This window comes from Streptomyces spongiicola, assembly GCF_003122365.1.
GTDB lineage: Bacteria > Actinomycetota > Actinomycetes > Streptomycetales > Streptomycetaceae > Streptomyces > Streptomyces spongiicola.
On sequence record NZ_CP029254.1, the window covers coordinates 7,165,026 to 7,180,417 of the forward strand.

The 15,392-nt window shown below is 68.4% G+C and carries 10 protein-coding genes and 1 pseudogene; 5 read left to right on the plus strand and 6 right to left on the minus strand.

The window, feature by feature from the left end:
- Positions 1-169: 169 nt before the first annotated feature.
- Positions 170-1,303, minus strand: coding sequence for a ParB/RepB/Spo0J family partition protein (locus DDQ41_RS31080; protein WP_109297449.1), 1,134 nt, complete (start codon positions 1,301-1,303; stop codon positions 170-172).
- Complete coding sequence (locus DDQ41_RS31085; protein ID WP_109297450.1) at positions 1,300-2,538, minus strand: ParA family protein; 1,239 nt, start codon at positions 2,536-2,538, stop codon at positions 1,300-1,302. Before DDQ41_RS31085 ends, DDQ41_RS31080 begins: the two co-directional genes overlap by 4 nt.
- Before the next feature lie 414 nt (positions 2,539-2,952).
- On the opposite strand from DDQ41_RS31085, the gene tap reads away from it, so the two are divergent.
- From tap to DDQ41_RS31100, 3 genes are all read left to right on the plus strand, one after another.
- Positions 2,953-5,172, plus strand: a complete 2,220-nt coding sequence (tap, locus tag DDQ41_RS31090) for a telomere-associated protein Tap (RefSeq protein WP_109297451.1) — start codon at positions 2,953-2,955, stop codon at positions 5,170-5,172.
- Between the two features lie 6 nt (positions 5,173-5,178).
- On the plus strand, positions 5,179-5,733 hold the full coding sequence (gene tpg, locus DDQ41_RS31095) for a telomere-protecting terminal protein Tpg (RefSeq protein WP_109297452.1): 555 nt from the start codon (positions 5,179-5,181) through the stop codon (positions 5,731-5,733).
- 191 nt (positions 5,734-5,924) lie between these two features.
- Positions 5,925-6,530 carry a dihydrofolate reductase family protein gene (locus tag DDQ41_RS31100; RefSeq protein WP_109297453.1) on the plus strand — a complete coding sequence of 202 codons (606 nt, stop codon included), beginning with the start codon at positions 5,925-5,927 and terminating at the stop codon, positions 6,528-6,530.
- A gap of 166 nt (positions 6,531-6,696) precedes the next feature.
- Here DDQ41_RS31100 and DDQ41_RS31105 read toward each other — a convergent pair whose 3' ends face one another.
- Entirely contained in the window at positions 6,697-7,413 is a 717-nt protein-coding gene (locus DDQ41_RS31105) for an NAD(P)-dependent oxidoreductase (protein WP_109297454.1), read from the minus strand.
- Positions 7,414-7,582: 169 nt separating this feature from the next.
- Between DDQ41_RS31105 and DDQ41_RS31110 the strand changes: the two are divergent.
- Together DDQ41_RS31110 and DDQ41_RS31115 are read left to right on the plus strand one after the other, a co-directional pair.
- Positions 7,583-8,173 (plus strand): annotated as a pseudogene (locus tag DDQ41_RS31110) (TetR/AcrR family transcriptional regulator C-terminal domain-containing protein); the annotation flags it as partial.
- 177 nt (positions 8,174-8,350) lie between these two features.
- A complete protein-coding gene (locus DDQ41_RS31115; protein WP_174720344.1) occupies positions 8,351-10,894 on the plus strand; it encodes a DEAD/DEAH box helicase in 2,544 nt (847 codons plus the stop codon).
- Between the two features lie 48 nt (positions 10,895-10,942).
- Here the strand turns inward: DDQ41_RS31115 and DDQ41_RS31120 are convergent, their stop codons facing one another.
- Genes DDQ41_RS31120 through DDQ41_RS31130 form a run of 3 tightly spaced genes read right to left on the minus strand, consistent with a single transcriptional unit; the run spans position 10,943 to position 13,973 of the window.
- Positions 10,943-11,344: a DUF6009 family protein gene (locus DDQ41_RS31120; protein WP_109297455.1), complete on the minus strand. Its 402-nt coding sequence runs from the start codon at positions 11,342-11,344 to the stop codon at positions 10,943-10,945.
- A complete protein-coding gene (locus tag DDQ41_RS31125; protein WP_109297456.1) occupies positions 11,341-12,864 on the minus strand; it encodes a DNA primase family protein in 1,524 nt (507 codons plus the stop codon). Before DDQ41_RS31125 ends, DDQ41_RS31120 begins: the two co-directional genes overlap by 4 nt.
- On the minus strand, positions 12,861-13,973 hold the full coding sequence (locus DDQ41_RS31130; RefSeq protein ID WP_373995508.1) for a bifunctional DNA primase/polymerase: 1,113 nt from the start codon (positions 13,971-13,973) through the stop codon (positions 12,861-12,863). The genes DDQ41_RS31125 and DDQ41_RS31130 overlap by 4 nt, the downstream gene beginning before the upstream one ends.
- Positions 13,974-15,392: the final 1,419 nt, after the last annotated feature.

Sequence of the window (15,392 nt, forward strand, 5' to 3'; positions counted from 1 at the left end):
CGTACACCCCTCCGGCAGCGGGGCACGGAAGGCGCCTGCACGACGCCGGCCCGGTGGTGCACGGAGTATCTGCTGCATGCGCCACCGAGGAGCCGGGCGGCCCACGCACAGCGCGAAATTATTACGGCGTAATGGCCCACCCTCAGCAACACGGAGCCACCTTCAGCTCCTACCTGTCCTCCAGGAGAAGGTCGACCACCTGCTGCAGGAACTCTGTGCTGGTGGCGGCAGTCAGGTCGGCAACGAACGCCTCGGGGCCACCGAGCAGTTCCACGTATCGCGCGACCAGCCGGTGACGCTCTCGCTCGCTGACCTTGTCGAAGATGATGTCCATGCTGGCGACACCGTCAGCCCATGGCATCTTGACCTGACGTGGGCTGAGAGCCGGTGCCGGACGTGGGTCGGGCACGGTGGCCACGGGAGACGCGTGTCCCGGTTTCTCGGAGTCCTCGCCGGCAGACCTTATTACGTCGTAATGAGCTGGCTCATCAGGCATCTGCGCTGCGGCAGGAGTTGGCCTGAGCGCGGACTCCGCAGCTGCTGAGCCGGTGCTCCGACGGACGCTCGCCCCAGTGTGCTTGTCAGCCTTTTCCTGTGCACGCCTGTCCTTGAGGCGCTGTAGGTGTTCTTCCTGCTCCTCCGGATTCTTCCGGCCCACAAGGCGCAACAGGTCCGGGCGCTCCTCCCCCGCCTCGAGCTTGTGCTTCAGCTCGGGAGTGAGGGTGAGCAGGGCGAGCCGCTGCGAGATCCAGCCCTGAGAGCGGTGCAACCGCACTGCGAGCGCCTCCTGAGTGCCGTGTACCCCGAGCAGTTGCTGCAGGGCCTTGGCCTCGTCGAGCGGGCTGAGGTCCTGCCGGTGGATGTTGGCGACGAGGGCGGACTCCAGGAGTTCATCGGGATTGTTGCCGAGGCTGTCGTCGAGCATCACCTTGATGCTCTCCAAGGAGGCTTCTCGCGCAGCGGCAAGGCGGGAGTTTCCGTCGATCACGACGTACTTGGTGCCCGGCTCGAGTTCGCGTTCACGGGTCGGGTTGGCCTCGAGGTAGGAGAAGCGGGACATGATGGTGATGGCCTGCTTCTGCCCGTGGTCACGGAGGCTGCCGGCGAGATCGGCCAGATCGCCGAGTTCGGTCCGCGGGTTGTCCGGGTTGAGACTGATGGCACGGACGGGAAGGGTGACCGGTGGGGGCGCGCCTTCAGTGGGGGCGGCCGTAGCGGCGTTGATGGCCGCGCGCCGGGAGCTGATGGGTTGCGCCTGCTGGAAGGAGGCGCCCGCTCCGAGCTTGGCGGCCTTGCTGCTCATGAGATCTCCCGAGCGAGCGCGCGGAGTGCTACAGCCTGATCGCATCGTGGGGCGTAGGCGAGCAGGGGCTGTTTCACGCGGACGGCTTCCTTCTGCTCCTTCAGGTCGCCGATGACGCCGACGACTCGAGGGTCCTTTATGGCCATCCAGGCTTCGAGGGAGGAGGTGGCGATGTAGCCCCGGCGGGCGTCGTAGTGGTTGACGACGATACCGAGGTACTCGAGTTCGAGGCCCATGTCGCCGCGTAGGTCCTCGATCTGGGAGGTGAGCAGGGCATAGGCGTCGGCACTGCTGTCTTCGGCCTGGACCACGACGAGGACGCCGGAGTTGCCGGGGTCTTCGTCGTGGCGGCGGCGTCCGTAGAAAGCGGCGGCGTCCATGCTGAGGCCGAGACTGGGTGGGCAGTCGACGAGTATTACGTCGTAATAGTGCTCGACGGGGGACAGGGCGCGTTCAAGGGCTGCCTCGCGGGCTCGGACGCCGGAGAGTTTCACATCCAGCAGGAACGCGTCGGTGCAGGCCGGCAGCAGGTGGAGACGGCCGCCGAAGCGAGGTGCGTCGACTTCGACGATGAGGTCGCGAAGCTCTCCCTTGGGCTCACCTGCCATGTGCTTGGTGAGACTGTCGCCGTCGAGTTGGAGTGGATCGTGACCGGTCTGCTTCGTCAGATGGCCCTGGGGGTCGAAGTCCACGAGCAGTACCCGGAGCCCCGGCCCGGGCAGGTCCTCGTAGTCGAGAAGTGAACCGGGCTGTTTGTCGTTGAGGAGAGCGGCGAAGTGCTTGGAGATGCGGACCGGGTGGAGCAGGTCGGCCCCTTCGGCCAGGGCCTGGCCGGCTCCGGAGGTGACCGCGGTCTTGCCGACGCCTCCCTTTTGGTTGCAGACGATGATGCGCCGGACGACCGCAGGGCGCTGCACGTTCGGAGGCGGGTTCTTGTCGAGCCACACCTGCACGGACTGGGACAGGCCCTGGACGAGGGAGACACCGCGAGCTTCGCAGTCTCCCCTGAAGGCGTCCCACTGGCCCGGGGGAAGCCAGGTGGAGAACGACTTGGCACCGGCGGTGTCGATGGGGGACCGGTTCGCACCGAGCCCGCGCCAGGCGGTGATGCCCGCCTCGACCGCACGCTGGATGTCGATGCCGTGCTGTGCTGTGCGGATCTTCAGATCCTGCTGCAAACCGGCTGGGAGCTTGGAGACGACCTTCTCCCGGTCGCTGGATGAGGGCGAAGTCATGCGCGACACCTTACTAACATTCAAGATCCTCTGTTGCGTCAACACGTTAGTAAGCCACAACTTGGGGATCGTGGAGTCGGCGGGGAGCGCCTCTCCCGTGTATTACGCCGTAATACCGCCTCGGTGATCGCCGGGCCGGCGTGGCGGATTATTACGCCGTAATGAACACTCGCTCGGAGCACGGCAGCCGTTCGCCGCCTCTCTTCGCGCCTGCGCGGAGTGGGCTCAACCCGGAAACCGCCTGCCTCTGCAGTCCACCCACTCGTCGTTCAGTTCCTCCGCTCTGCTCGGACGGGATGAGCGTGCGCTACTCACGGCCGCCCCCGGTCGGCTGGGGAGACTCCCTGCACGCTCGCGCGATCCATGCGCGATATATCGTGCGATTGATGTAGCGTTCAGAACGGAGGTGGTGGTGTGCCGAGCGATGATGACGCGCTGTTCGGTGCGGTCGACGCCCTGCTGGAGGAGGTGGCTTCGAGAGAGCCTCTGCCGGCCCCGGCTGAGCGGAAACGGCTTCGCGAGGCCGCCGGCCTCAGTCAGGAGCAGGTGGCCGGCGTCCTGCAGGTCCGCCGTGAGGCGGTCAGCGGCTGGGAGGCCGGTCGCACGGAGCCCAGGGCGCCCAAGCGCGCAGCCTACGCCCGACTGCTGGAGGGGCTCGCGGCCCGCTACCCGGCACCGGAAGCGGAGCCGACGGCTCCGGACGTCGCAGTCCCCGGCCCTGGTGGCACTCAGCCGGCGCGGCGGCCTGCTGCCGCGCCGGCCCCGCCGGACGCTGCCCGTTCGGCGGCTGCTCTTCCCTCACCGTCCCGCCCCGCGGGCGGCACCGCGCCCGCCCGGTCGCACGCCCCACGCCGCACCGTCGGGCCGGAGGACGCGAGGCGTGCGTCGGCCGCTTCCGCGGTCGACGCAGGTTTCGCATACGGCCCGCTGGGGGTGCTCGACGGCGACGGTTCGGTGTACTGCCTCGATGGGCTTGTGCTGGACTGCCCGGCCGGGACCGTCGTCGAGGTCGTGGAATGGGTCCTGAGCGAGGCGAAGCTGGGGGCGGCTCGGCTGCATCGCGCGGGGAGGGATGCCGACCCGCTCATCGTGGTCACCGCCGCCGCGGCGGAACGACTCGGGCTGCCTGCGGTGTTGGAGGACCGGCGGAGCCTGCGGCTGCCGCAGAGCCACGCGGTGGTGAAGCAGATCGCGAAGGCGGGGTGGAAGCTCACCAAGCGCGGGTTCGGCCCGTGGGCCCGGGTCTACCGGCCCGCTGACGGCGACCGGCGGCAGTGCGTGCAGTTCGCCGTACTGCCGTGGGACGCGCTCGACACCCGCTCTTGGGGCGACACCGCCCTGCTGCCTGCCCCGGACGTCGCCGCCGTCCTCGGCACCTATGCCTGCCGCGTGATCACTCCTCGCGGGTCGACGGCCGTGTGCGGGCTGGAGTTGATGACCGCGCTGCGGCCGCCGACCCGTGCAGTACGCGACGAGGCCTCGGGGACATGGGTGCCGGGCCCGGTACCCGGATCCCTGTACGAGGCGGTGGATCCGGCTCCACCCGAGGCGCCGGCAGAGCATCCGATCGTCGCCGGCCTGTACCCGCGCCACCACCGGCGCACCGCGGACCAGGTGCTCGACGAGGAGGCCTTCGACTGGATCCGCGAGCCGGAGCTGCTCACCGGTGCCGAGTGCGCGCGCCGGTTCGCGGTGGGCATCGACGTGAACACCGCCTTCCTCGCCGCCGCCAACCGCCTCGTTGTGGGCCTCTCGGCCCCGGTCCATGTGAAGAAGCCCGCCTTCGACAAGAAGGTTCCCGGGGCCTGGCTGGTCGACCTGTCCGGTATCGAGTTCGACCCCCGGCTGCCCAACCCCTTCACTCCCCACGGGAAACGGCCCGGCGGGCCGGCCTGGTACGCGACACCCACCGTCGCGTACGCGGCCGAACTCGTCGCGGCCTACGGACTCCCGGTGTCGATCGAACCCGTCGAGGCATGGCTGCGGCCGGAGTCGGGCCCGTACCTCGACCCCTGGTACAAGCGGTTGAGCGAGGCGTACAGGGCGACGATGGCCGACCTCGGTGTGGTGGCCGGGATGGGCGACGCCGAGTTCCTGACCGCGATGGCGACGCACCGGCAGGCCGACCCCGGCAAGGCGGCGGTGCTGTCCGCCATCAAGGCGACGGTCAAGGGCGGGATCGGTAAGCTGCGTGAACGGCCGCAGGGTGCGGGATACCGGGCCGGAGAGCGCTGGCCCGCTTTGGAACGCCCTACCTGGCGCCCCGACATCCGGGCCGCCGTCATCTCCACCGCACGCGTCAACATGCACCGCAAGATCCTCAAGACAGCGCTCGCCACACAGCACGCACCCGCTCCCACCGGGCATCTCGGCCTCGGGGACGACGCCCTCGTTCCGCTCGCCCTGCTGTCCGACTGCGCCGTGTACCCGTCCGACGGTCCTTCACCGCTGGACGTCCTGCCGTGCACACCGGACGGCAAGCCCGAGCCAGGGACCTTCCGGCTCGGGGTCAGTCCCGGCATGGTCAAGCACGAGGGCACCCAGGACCTCATGTGGGCCGTCCGGATGCTCGAAGCGGGACACAACCCCGCCCAGCACATCAAGGGCACCGACGCCGCCATCGAGGGGGAGTAGAGCGCGATGGGCATGTTCGACGACAGCCTCGACAAAGCCGTGGCGAACAGGACCACGAAGCCGGCGCCGAAGAGTGCACCGGCGCAGATGCGGTACCTGGTCAAGCAGCTCAAGGGGACCCGGCCGGTGGCCGAACTGCTGGGCATCTCCCAGCGCACCGTCGAGCGCTATGTGAGGAACCAGATCAAGCGGCCCCGCCCGGAACTCGCCGCCCGCCTCACCCAGGAGGTGGGCCGGCGCTGGCAGCCCCGGGTGCGGGAGCGAGCCAGAAGACAGGCAGCCACGTCGACGGGCATCGTGATCGAGACCCGCGCCAGGTTCGGGTTCACCGCCGCCCCGGGCAGCACCGACGACGCCCGCATCCGGCTCATCACACACCATCTGCCACCCGCGTACGCCGCACGCCTCTTCGACGCCCAGACCCAGGGGGCCACCGACCGGGAGCTGAGCGCCATCGCGGCGGAGGGACTCCAGGAGGAGTACTTCAAGGACCGCGGCCGCCGGGCCGCCGGCCTGTCCGTGGAGTTCACCGACATCGACTACGTCGAGTTCGACCTCTGACGCGGCACGGAACTGCGGCCGGGCGCGCGTTGATGTGACTGAGTGTTTCAGTTGGCCCCTGAGCGTTGTACTTGGCCCGGCTGAGCGTGTCGGTGGGCCCGGCCCGCTTTCTCGATACTCCCCAGCGCGGCCGATGAGTTTGTGGCTCCCGGCCAGTCCATGCTCGTGACACCCCAAGAAAGGACGCCGCCATGCCGGAGCTTCTCGTCGACTTCATCACCTCCCTCGACGGCCACGCATCGGGACAGGGATGGCCCGGGTTCTGGGGCCTCGAGGGCCCGGAGTACCTCGCCTGGCTCGGCGAGCAGCCCAAGGCCACCCACCTGATGGGAGCGAACACCTACCGCCTGATGTCGGGCTTCGCCGCGGGCGAGGTCCCAGATGGCCAAGACGAGTTCAGGCCCGAAGAAGAGGCGTCCGTGGACAAGCTCACGCGAGCGTCCAAGGTGGTGTTCTCCTCCTCGCTCAAGGAGCCACTGACGTGGGCCAACTCCACACTTGTCCGGGACGACGCCGTCGAGGCGGTCCGCGCCATGAAGTCGAGTGGCTCGGGGCTGCTCAGCACGATCGGCAGTCTCAGCCTGTGCCGGTCACTGCTGCGAGCCGGGCTCGTCGACCGCTTCCGGGTTGTGATGTTCCCGGTGATCACCGGGGCCACGGGTGAAGAGCGCATCTACGACGGCTATCCGGACGTTGCCCTCGAGATGAGAGAACACCGCACCTTCGACGGCCGCATCCAGCTGGTGGAGTACAAGCCCCGTGTGCTCGAACACCCGCCGCTCGGCGCACCTTCGTGATGACGCGCCCCGGCCGCCGAGCCTCGTGAGCTGAGCGCTCCGCATGGCCGATGGGGCCAACTGAAGCGCTCAGTCACAGTTGATACCGAACGGTGCGCAGGCGACGTCTCCGGCCGGAGTCCCACTGGCCCTTCAGCCTCGGACTTCGAGCGAAACCGAAGGCCGCTCAGGCGTACTCGCCGGGACCCGGGCCATGGGCGAGTGCGCTGGGGGTACGGCAGCCGACGATCGCCGGGGCCTCCTGAAGAAGCGAGTCGTCGGTGAGCGCCTCCACCATGAACAGCGCGAAGTCCACACGGCGCGTCAGATCGCTGGCAAGCACCGGGTCGCCCACGTGACGGCTCCATACGGGCAGGCCCTGGCTCTCCCCCTCCTCCAGGCTGCTACCGCGCACCACGGTCCACCGGGTGCCACTGGCGAACACACGGCGGCACGCCTCCACCTGGTCGTCGATCTCGACGGCGCGGACCAGTCTGCCCAGCAGGGCGGCGACCCGGACGGCCGCCAGGAACGTCCGTGAGTACCTGTCCTTGCCATCGCGTGTGATGTGCCAACCGCAGGAGAAGACCAGGCGGGCGCCCGGCTCTGCGTGGTCCAGCACCGCCTGTGCCGTGCCCGACGCGTACTGCCGGACCCCCCAGGGCACCAGCACCGTCAGCACCCCGTCACACCCGGCGACCGCCCGCCGGATCACCTCGGGATCGTTCGTGGCCCCGGGGACGACGGTCATCCGCCCTTCGAACGGGGCCAGCTTCGGCACGCTGCGCTCCCGGCACACGCCGACCACCTCGTAACCGCGCTCCAGCGCGTGCCGGACCATGTACTGCCCGAGTTTTCCCGAGGCCCCGACGATGCAGACCTTCCCCACCCGATCCGTGCCCATCGGCCCAGCCCTTCGCCAAATGTCAGCCTTATGTTGTAAGGCAAGCTAGCCTTATGCTGTAAGGTAGTCAAGAGGAGCGAAGGGAGGGCCTGTGCGCGAGCGAGGAAAGGGCCGGCGGGGAGCATCGGTGCGCACCCCACTCAGCCGCGAGCGCGTGATCAGCACCGCGATGGCGGTGGCGGACGAGAAGGGGGCTGCCGCGCTCACCATGCGGGCCATCGCCGAACCACTGGGCGTCGAGGCGATGTCGCTCTACCACCACGTCGCCGGCAGGGAGGAGATCCTCGACGGCATGGTCGACGCGGTCTTCGGCGAGATCGACCTGCCGCCGTGCGGCACGGACTGGAAGAGCGCCATGCGCCGACGGGCGTTCTCCGCCCGCGATGCCCTCCGGCGCCATCCCTGGGCCATCGGCCTGATGGATTCCCGCTCCCACCCCGGCCCCGCCACCCTGCGCCACCACGACGCCCTCATCGGCGCGCTGCGCGCCGGAGGATTCTCCGTCCCCATGGCCGCTCACGCCTTCTCACTGATCGACAGCTACCTGTACGGGTTCGTCATCCAGGAGCTGAGCCTGCCGTTCAGCAGCTCGGCGCAGTTGGAAGAGGTCGCGGGCGCCATCCTGCGCGACGCGCCCGCAGGCGCCTACCCCCACCTCACCGAACTCGCCACCGAACACGCCCTCAAGCCCGGCTACGACTACGCCGACGAGTTCGCCTTCGGCCTCACCCTCATCCTCGACGCCCTCCACCCGGACGAGACAGGGGCCCCGAATCGAACGACCCCGACGACACACCCAGGCAGCGGCCCAGCCGGGACGGACACCGACCCCGCCCCACCAAACACGCGACACCGTCGAAACCGCCCAAAAGCCACCGGCTGAAAGCCCGGTCGCCTCCACCCACCCCATGGCGCCACGGAAACGAAGACTCTGCACATGACGAAGCCCATGGACCCGCACCAACGCGAGGCGGTGGATGCGGTCCTCCGCGCCCTTGAGGTACGCCCCGGCACGACACCGCCCGAACACGGGCTGCGCACCCAGGTCATCATGGCCACAGGCTCGGGTAAGACCCTGGTCGCCACCCGCAGCGCCGAGGAACTCCGCGCCGGCCGGGTCCTGGTGCTCGTGCCGTCCCTCGACCTTCTCACCCAGACGGCCGCCGCGTGGCGTGGGGGCGGCCGCCGAGGGCCGCAGATCGGGGTGTCCTCCCTGCGGGCGGCGGAGGCGGCCTTCCCCAGCACCACGGACCCCGGCGAACTGGCCGAGTGGACCCGCCACCTGAGCAAGGTGACGGTGTTCGCGACCTACGCCTCGCTCGGGCTCGGCACACTGGAGCGCGCCCACACCGCCGGCATGCCCGCCTGGGACCTGATCGTGGTCGACGAGGCACACCGCACCTCCGGCCGGATCGGCAAACCCTGGGCCGTCGTCCATGACAACCTGAGGATCCCCGCCGCGCGCCGCCTCTACATGACGGCCACCCCGCGTCTGTGGCAGCTCGAGGAGGACCGGGGCGCGCCGGACGGGCTGGTCGCCAGCATGGAGGACGACCCCGACGGTCCGTTCGGCAGCCGCTGCTTCACCCTGACGCTCTCGGAGGCCATCGAGCGGGGAGTCTGCGCCCCCTATGAGGTCGTGTGCGTGGACGTGTCCGACCCCGGCTTCCAAGCCGCGGTACTCCTCAGCGCCGACGGTCGCTCGCCACAGGTACGCGGCACCCGCATGATGGCCCTGCAGACCGCCTTGATGAAGGCAGCAGCCCGGCAGCGCCTCCGACGCACCCTGGTCTTCCACCACCAGGTGAAGGAGGCAGAGGCATTCGCCACGGGCCTACCGGACGTCGCTCGACGCCTCCATCGGGCCGACTCCGGCCGGTACCCGGCCACCATCCGGGCCGACTGGCTCTGCGGCGACCACGCACCGCTCCACCGCCGCCGCCTGCTGGGGGAGTTCGCCGACGGCACCACCCCCGAGGGCACCCCCGTCGACGTGTCCTTCCTCAGCTCGGTGAAGGTCCTCGGAGAAGGCGTCGACACCCCCAACTGCGACAGCGTGTACTTCTGCGACGTCCGAGGCTCCATGCCCGACCTGGTCCAGGCCGTCGGCCGCGCGCTGCGGATGCGGCCCGGCGAGGGCAAGGTCGCCGCGCTCGTCGTCCCGGTACTCCTCGGCCCGGGCGAGACCCCCGAGAACATGCTCACCTCGAAGGCGTACGACGGACTCGCCAAGCTCCTGGGAGCACTCAGGGCACACGACACCCGCGTGGTCGAACAACTTGCACAACCGCAGGCCCCCAGCCCCTACAGACCCCTCCCGCAGGCGCCCTCGGGCCCCTCAGCCGGCGAGGGGGAGACAGTGACGGCCGAGGTCTCAGCTCCGGCTCGGGAACTGCTGAGGTTCTCCACACCACGCGATCCGGCCCTGCTGGCGGCCTTCGTCAGACTCCGTGTCATCGACCCTGAGGACGCCTACTGGAAGCGCGGCATCGAGGCGGCCGTCCGCTACTTCTGCCACCACCGGCACCTGCGGGTGCCCTTCACCTACCGCATGCCCGAAAGCCGCACCGCGGCACCCGCGCCCGAAGGCGGTACCGAGGATCAGGGAGTGCCACCCTGCACAACGGCCGGGTTCCCACTGGGGCAGTGGATCGCCGACAACCGCCGAGCCCATGCCGCCGGCCGGCTCGCAGACGACCGCGCGGACCAACTGGACGAACTCGGCATGGTCTGGTCACACGTCGACGTCGCCTGGGAGGAAGGCCTCACCGCGGCCCGAGGATGGGCCGCCGACCACGGACATCACCTGCTGGCCCCGGCAGACGCCACCTACCACGGCTACAGGGTGGGCATCTTCCTCAAGAACGCCCGGGCCGCCGCCCGCCGCGCCGAACGGATCGAGCAGCGCCGTGCCGAGGGCCTCCCCGTCGAGTCCGGGAGGGGCGCGCTCTCCCAGGAGCGCCGGGACTCACTGGAGCAGATCGACCCCTCTTGGTGCCCAGCCTGGTCCGTCGACTGGCAGCGCGCCTTCCACCTCACCCGCCGGCACATCGAAGAGGGCGGTACCCTCCCCACCGAGCCGGGTGCCGTCACCCGCCACGGCGAGGACCTCGGACGGTGGGTACGATCGCAGCGCCACCGCTGGGACGGGCTCAGCAGCGGCCAGCAGTGGATGCTGCGGACGGTCCTCGGCATCGAACCCGCGGACGACTCCGGTGAACAGCCGAAGCCGCGCACCACACACGCGGACAGATGGACCCTCAACCTCACCGCCGCCACCCAGTACTACGAGCGCGAGGGGCACCTCAGGGTCCCCCGCAAGCACATCGAGACCCTCACCCTCCCCTCGGGGGACGGCAACGCCCAGGAGCAGCATCCGGTCAAACTCGGGACCTGGATCAGCAACCAGCGGTCACGCGCCAAGGCCCTGTCCGCTCAACGGGTGGAGCAGCTGACCGCGCTGGGCATGCGCTGGTCGTAGCCGGCTGCACGGCGTCCCACACCGAACGCCGACGGCGTCCTCACCTCGTCACCGGGGGAGTGTTATGCCCAGCTCCTGCATCGCGCTGGACGGCGGTCCGCCTTCGGAGCGCTCGGTCTTGTAGCCCTTGGTACGTGCCGCGATGGTTCGAGGGTCGACGGCCTCCGCGGGTGCCCCCATGGCGTAGAGCCCCTCAGGGGCGGCGTCCCGGTCGTGGGGGAGGAGCCAGAACACCCGCCGCCGGAACGTCCCGGAGGAGCGTGAGGCCTTGGCCTTCGGGCCTAGAAGCGCATACCCCACCATGCGTCCGTCGCGATGGTAGGGAGGCTTGCCGGTGCGCGTAGGAAGCCGATCAAGGCTTTGCCGGACGTAGTCGAGCCGGGTGACGTCCTCGAGCCAGATGATCTCGGATTCGTCTCGGATCTCGTCCTCGGTGATCAGGGAGCTCATGCGCTGGCTTGCCTCTCCTCGTCAGCGAGCACTCCGATGCCGGGGTAGTACTTGCGCTGGTTCGACAGGATCATTTCCTTCGGCGAGGCGAGCCCGACCAGTTCCCGTGCACGCGCGGCGAACGCGCGTGAGGACATGATGGGTGCTCCTTCGTTCTGACACCACGCCCGGTACGCGGCGTACAAGCCGGTCTGCTCCGCTCGCAGTTCGCCGCCGATGACACAGCACTCCTCGAAGAAGCGGCCCGTGTGGTCCTCGGTCTCCGCGTAGGCGGTTGTCGCGATACGCACACGCTCAGGGCCTGTCAGGTCCTTCTCCCCGCCGACGTATCGACGGGCCCCTTGGATGAGCCAGCCCAGAATGCCGGGCCCTTCCTCCGTCACGAGAATGTCCGCCAGGTTGTCGATCTTTCGGTCGTCGGAGACGACTCGCTCGAACGGGATCAGCCTCATTCGGCGCCAGAAGGCGAAGCCTCCGGTGCCGACCTCTGGTCGGTGGTTGCCGAGCAGCCACAGCTTGTGGGTGGGCTGGAAACTGAAGAAGTCCTGCCTCATCCGGCGGGCCTTGATGCGGTCGCCGCCGGTGAGGAGTTTGACCCGTGCTTCGTCGAACTTGTCTCCGTGCTTGACCTCCGAGCAGACGATCACACGTCGCCCGTGGAGTTCGGCCAGGTCCGTCGGGTGGCCTTCGTAGGGGCGGGCCATGAGGAAGCCGGGCGGGGCCGCGTCCGCGTAGTCTCCGAGCAGTTTCATCAGCACGTCGAGCAGCACGCTCTTGCCGTTCTTGCCAGCCCCGAAGAGGAAGGGCAGGATCTGACCTCCGACGTCGCCGGTGACCGAGTAGCCGAGAAGCAGTTGAAGGAAACCGATCATCTCCCTGCCCTCGGCGTCGTCCCCGAAGGTGTCGGTGAGGAATCGGTCCCAGCGTGGCGTGGGCCCCTGCTGGGGGCCCACCGCGGTGGAGCGCGAGTGGAAGTCCTTGTTCGGGTCCGGAGTCTTCACCAGACCCGTGCGGAGGTCGACGATGCCTTCAGGCGTGCACAGGGCATACGGATCGGCGTCCAGCAGGGCCGCGTTGAGGACCATCCCCGGGGCCGCCTTGGCTTGGGTGAGCATCGCGTTCACGCCCGAAGTGGACAGGGCTCGCCGCCGGTGCTGGTGGAGGGCTTGTGTGGTGAACAGCCCTCGCGGGTCGCTGCCGGCGATGTTCTCCGCAAGGTCACCGGCTGCCCATACCACCGTGTCGTCTTCGTCGATCTGCCACCGGGTGGTGTCCCACCGGTACCACCCGATACCCGGGACGTGACGGTAATCATTGGCGTACAACTTCACGAACAGCTTCGCGTTGCCCCGGTCCGTCAGGGTGTCGGGCAGCAGACCGTACTGGGTCGCCCCTCCGGTGGCGACGGGCGGCTCGCCGCCCTGAGCCGGGACGGGAAGTACACCCTGAACACGGATCTGCGCGGCAACGGCGGCGGGATCGAAGTCGAACAGGACATCGTCATTGCCGGTAGAGGTCATCGGCAGCTCCCTGGATGCAAGGGGCGCTTGAGGCCGGCCGCCATACCGCTACGGATGATCTGCTCTGCCCTGCGCTCCTGACCAGGGCGGGCTGAATGTGCGGTCTCGACAAGGGCGCGCTCGGCATCCTCCTGGACGAGACGGCCCGCCGCTACGAGCCCTCCGAGAGTGTAGGCCGCCCGGTTGAGGGCGTCCGTGAACCCAGCTCCCTCGGCCACCTGACCACACTCCTGAACGGGGGCCAGGACAGCGCCCAGTACGTGGGTCACCGCACCTCGGCCGCCACCAGCCGCCAGTACCGCCTGCTGAGCTCGGGGCGGGACCGACCGCGGAGCGGGGATGTGAGGCCCGGGAAGATGTCCGGTGCGCTCGAGTTCCTGGGCAAGCCAGGTGGGAAGCACTGCCGGATGGCGGACTTCCCCGACAGGCAGGTATGTTCCCGCGCTGGTCGTCGTACCGGGCGCCACAATGTAGCCACCGTGAGCCCGGACGTCGACCTGCCAGGCAAGGGCACGGCTCCCACTGGACCCGCTGGAGCACTGCCAGCGACGATTGTCTCCTGCCCGGTACCAGACGTGGAGCCCACCGGAAGGAGTCCTGACCCGCAGCGTGCCCTCGTCGTCCGCAGGGCTGGGAACTCCTCTCAGGGCCGCCAGAACGGCGATCGTATGGAATCCGTTGGCGAGACCGGTGAGGTCCACGTTCTCGGAGATGGGGATGCCGGGAAGAATGCGGTTCCGATCTGGAGGCTCAGCCTGATGAGCATCGATGTCGATGACGACCAGCCCTGCGGGGCCACATGCGACACCCACTCCGAAAAGGGGGTTCGCCGTCCACCATCGGTTGATGCGTCGCTGGTCCAGGGTGGCCGCGTGGAAGCCATGACACCAGCGGCCGGAGTGCAGGCACGCACAACCCGCGGCGACATGGCCGGGACGCCTGCAGCCGTCACAGTTCGCGGCAGGGGTCTTACGACCGTGGGCGAGGGGATGCACCGGCCAGCCGCGACGCGCGCACCACTGAGCCACGGTCAGCGACCCACTGACGAACGAGGCCTCTGAGGCAGGCCTGTGTGAGTCGCTGAGTGAGGACCCCAGCTCAGCAGGCATTTACTCCCCCATCAGCGACTGAAGCGACTCAACAACGGACACACCTTAGCGAACAGGTGCTCCAGAGATGCGCAGCGCGGGGAGACAACCCTCGATCGTGTCGACGATCGACTGGGCGGGCGACGTCCCAGCGACCCAAGTCCTTGGGCAGCGACTCAGGACGAACAGTCGCTGTGCCCCATCTCAGACATAAACTTGCAGGTCAAATGGGCCATGGTGGAGCAAACAGCGACTGAAGCGACTCAAGCCTCCTATATATGACGCGCACGCGCGCACAGGAGTAGCTTATATATACGTCGCTTGAGTCGCTTCAGTCGCTTCCTATCAGTACAAGACCCTCTGACCTGCGCTTTTCTCACCACTCACACCAGCGACTCAGACCGGCCTCAGTAGCTGAGCTTCAGTCGCTGCCGACATTCGGGCAGCGACTGAAGGGATCCAAGCGACTCTGACTCGGAGGTGGCGGCCGTTCCGTAGCGAGAGACCTCGTGTCTGGTGCCTCCTGGTCGAAGGGTTCTGTGCTGTCCAGCCGACTGGACCCACCGACAGCACCGATCCCACGGGTCCGATGGAGAGGACCGGGCTCACCGAGCTGAGTGGGGAGCCGATCGAACCGATGGACAGCAGTGTGCTGTCGGTGGGTTCGATCGGCTCGGTCCTCTCTGTCGGTTCGGGTTGGTTCTTGGTTTGGTGAGTTGTGTTGGTTGGTGCTGTTTTGGTGTTTTCGGGGTGGTTTGTTGGTGGTTGGTGTTTTGGTTGTGTCGGTTGGGGTCGTGTTGTTTGTTGAGGGGTTGATTGACTGTTTGTGGGGGTGGGTGTGTTTTTTGTTTGTCTGGGTTTTTTGATGTTGTGTCAGGTTGATGGTGTGTTTTGGTGGGGTTGTGGTCGGTTGAACCACCGGGTGGTCGGTTGAACCACCGGGTTGTGCCGGTTCCAGTTTTGATCTATCCACTACCTCGATGCATTCCGGTAGGGACGGAGCAACCAACACCCGCGACGAGTGTCACCCCACCCCCAGTCCACACACCTCCACCGCAGTCCGCGACCGGCCTCCCCGCCCGGCCCCGTGCTGCTCTCTACAACGTGCTCGAGGCGGCGACACACCCCCAAGGCGGGCAGAGCGCTGGAGCGCAGCGGAAGCCCCCTTGCCTACTTCAAAGTTGAGCTGTGAGTACGGTAAAGGGCCCACCTGCCCAGCCAGGGGGTATACCCCCTCACCGAGGGCGAGCGGAGCGAGGCCCACCCCCACGCAGTCCAGGGCGCAGCCCCAGACCGCGCCCCGCGAAGCGGGGCGCAGACAATGACCGAGCGAAGCGAGACCCCCCGAGCGAAGCGAGGGGGGTCGTTGGCGTAGCGCGCAGCGCTACGGGACCCGCTCCGCGGGCAGAGTAGTGGGCGCGAAGGACAGCGGCTCGATCC

Bases quoted from the DNA above. Each gene is read 5' to 3' on its own strand.
- DDQ41_RS31080 (WP_109297449.1), bottom strand. From the start codon at position 1,303: ATGAGCAGCAAGGCCGCCAAGCTCGGAGCGGGCGCCTCCTTCCAGCAG.
- DDQ41_RS31085 (WP_109297450.1), bottom strand. From the start codon at position 2,538: ATGACTTCGCCCTCATCCAGCGACCGGGAGAAGGTCGTCTCCAAGCTC.
- tpg (WP_109297452.1), top strand. From the start codon at position 5,179: ATGGGCATGTTCGACGACAGCCTCGACAAAGCCGTGGCGAACAGGACC.
- DDQ41_RS31100 (WP_109297453.1), top strand. From the start codon at position 5,925: ATGCCGGAGCTTCTCGTCGACTTCATCACCTCCCTCGACGGCCACGCA.
- DDQ41_RS31105 (WP_109297454.1), bottom strand. From the start codon at position 7,413: ATGGGCACGGATCGGGTGGGGAAGGTCTGCATCGTCGGGGCCTCGGGA.
- DDQ41_RS31115 (WP_174720344.1), top strand. From the start codon at position 8,351: ATGACGAAGCCCATGGACCCGCACCAACGCGAGGCGGTGGATGCGGTC.
- DDQ41_RS31120 (WP_109297455.1), bottom strand. From the start codon at position 11,344: ATGAGCTCCCTGATCACCGAGGACGAGATCCGAGACGAATCCGAGATC.
- DDQ41_RS31125 (WP_109297456.1), bottom strand. From the start codon at position 12,864: ATGACCTCTACCGGCAATGACGATGTCCTGTTCGACTTCGATCCCGCC.
- DDQ41_RS31130 (WP_373995508.1), bottom strand. From the start codon at position 13,973: ATGCCTGCTGAGCTGGGGTCCTCACTCAGCGACTCACACAGGCCTGCC.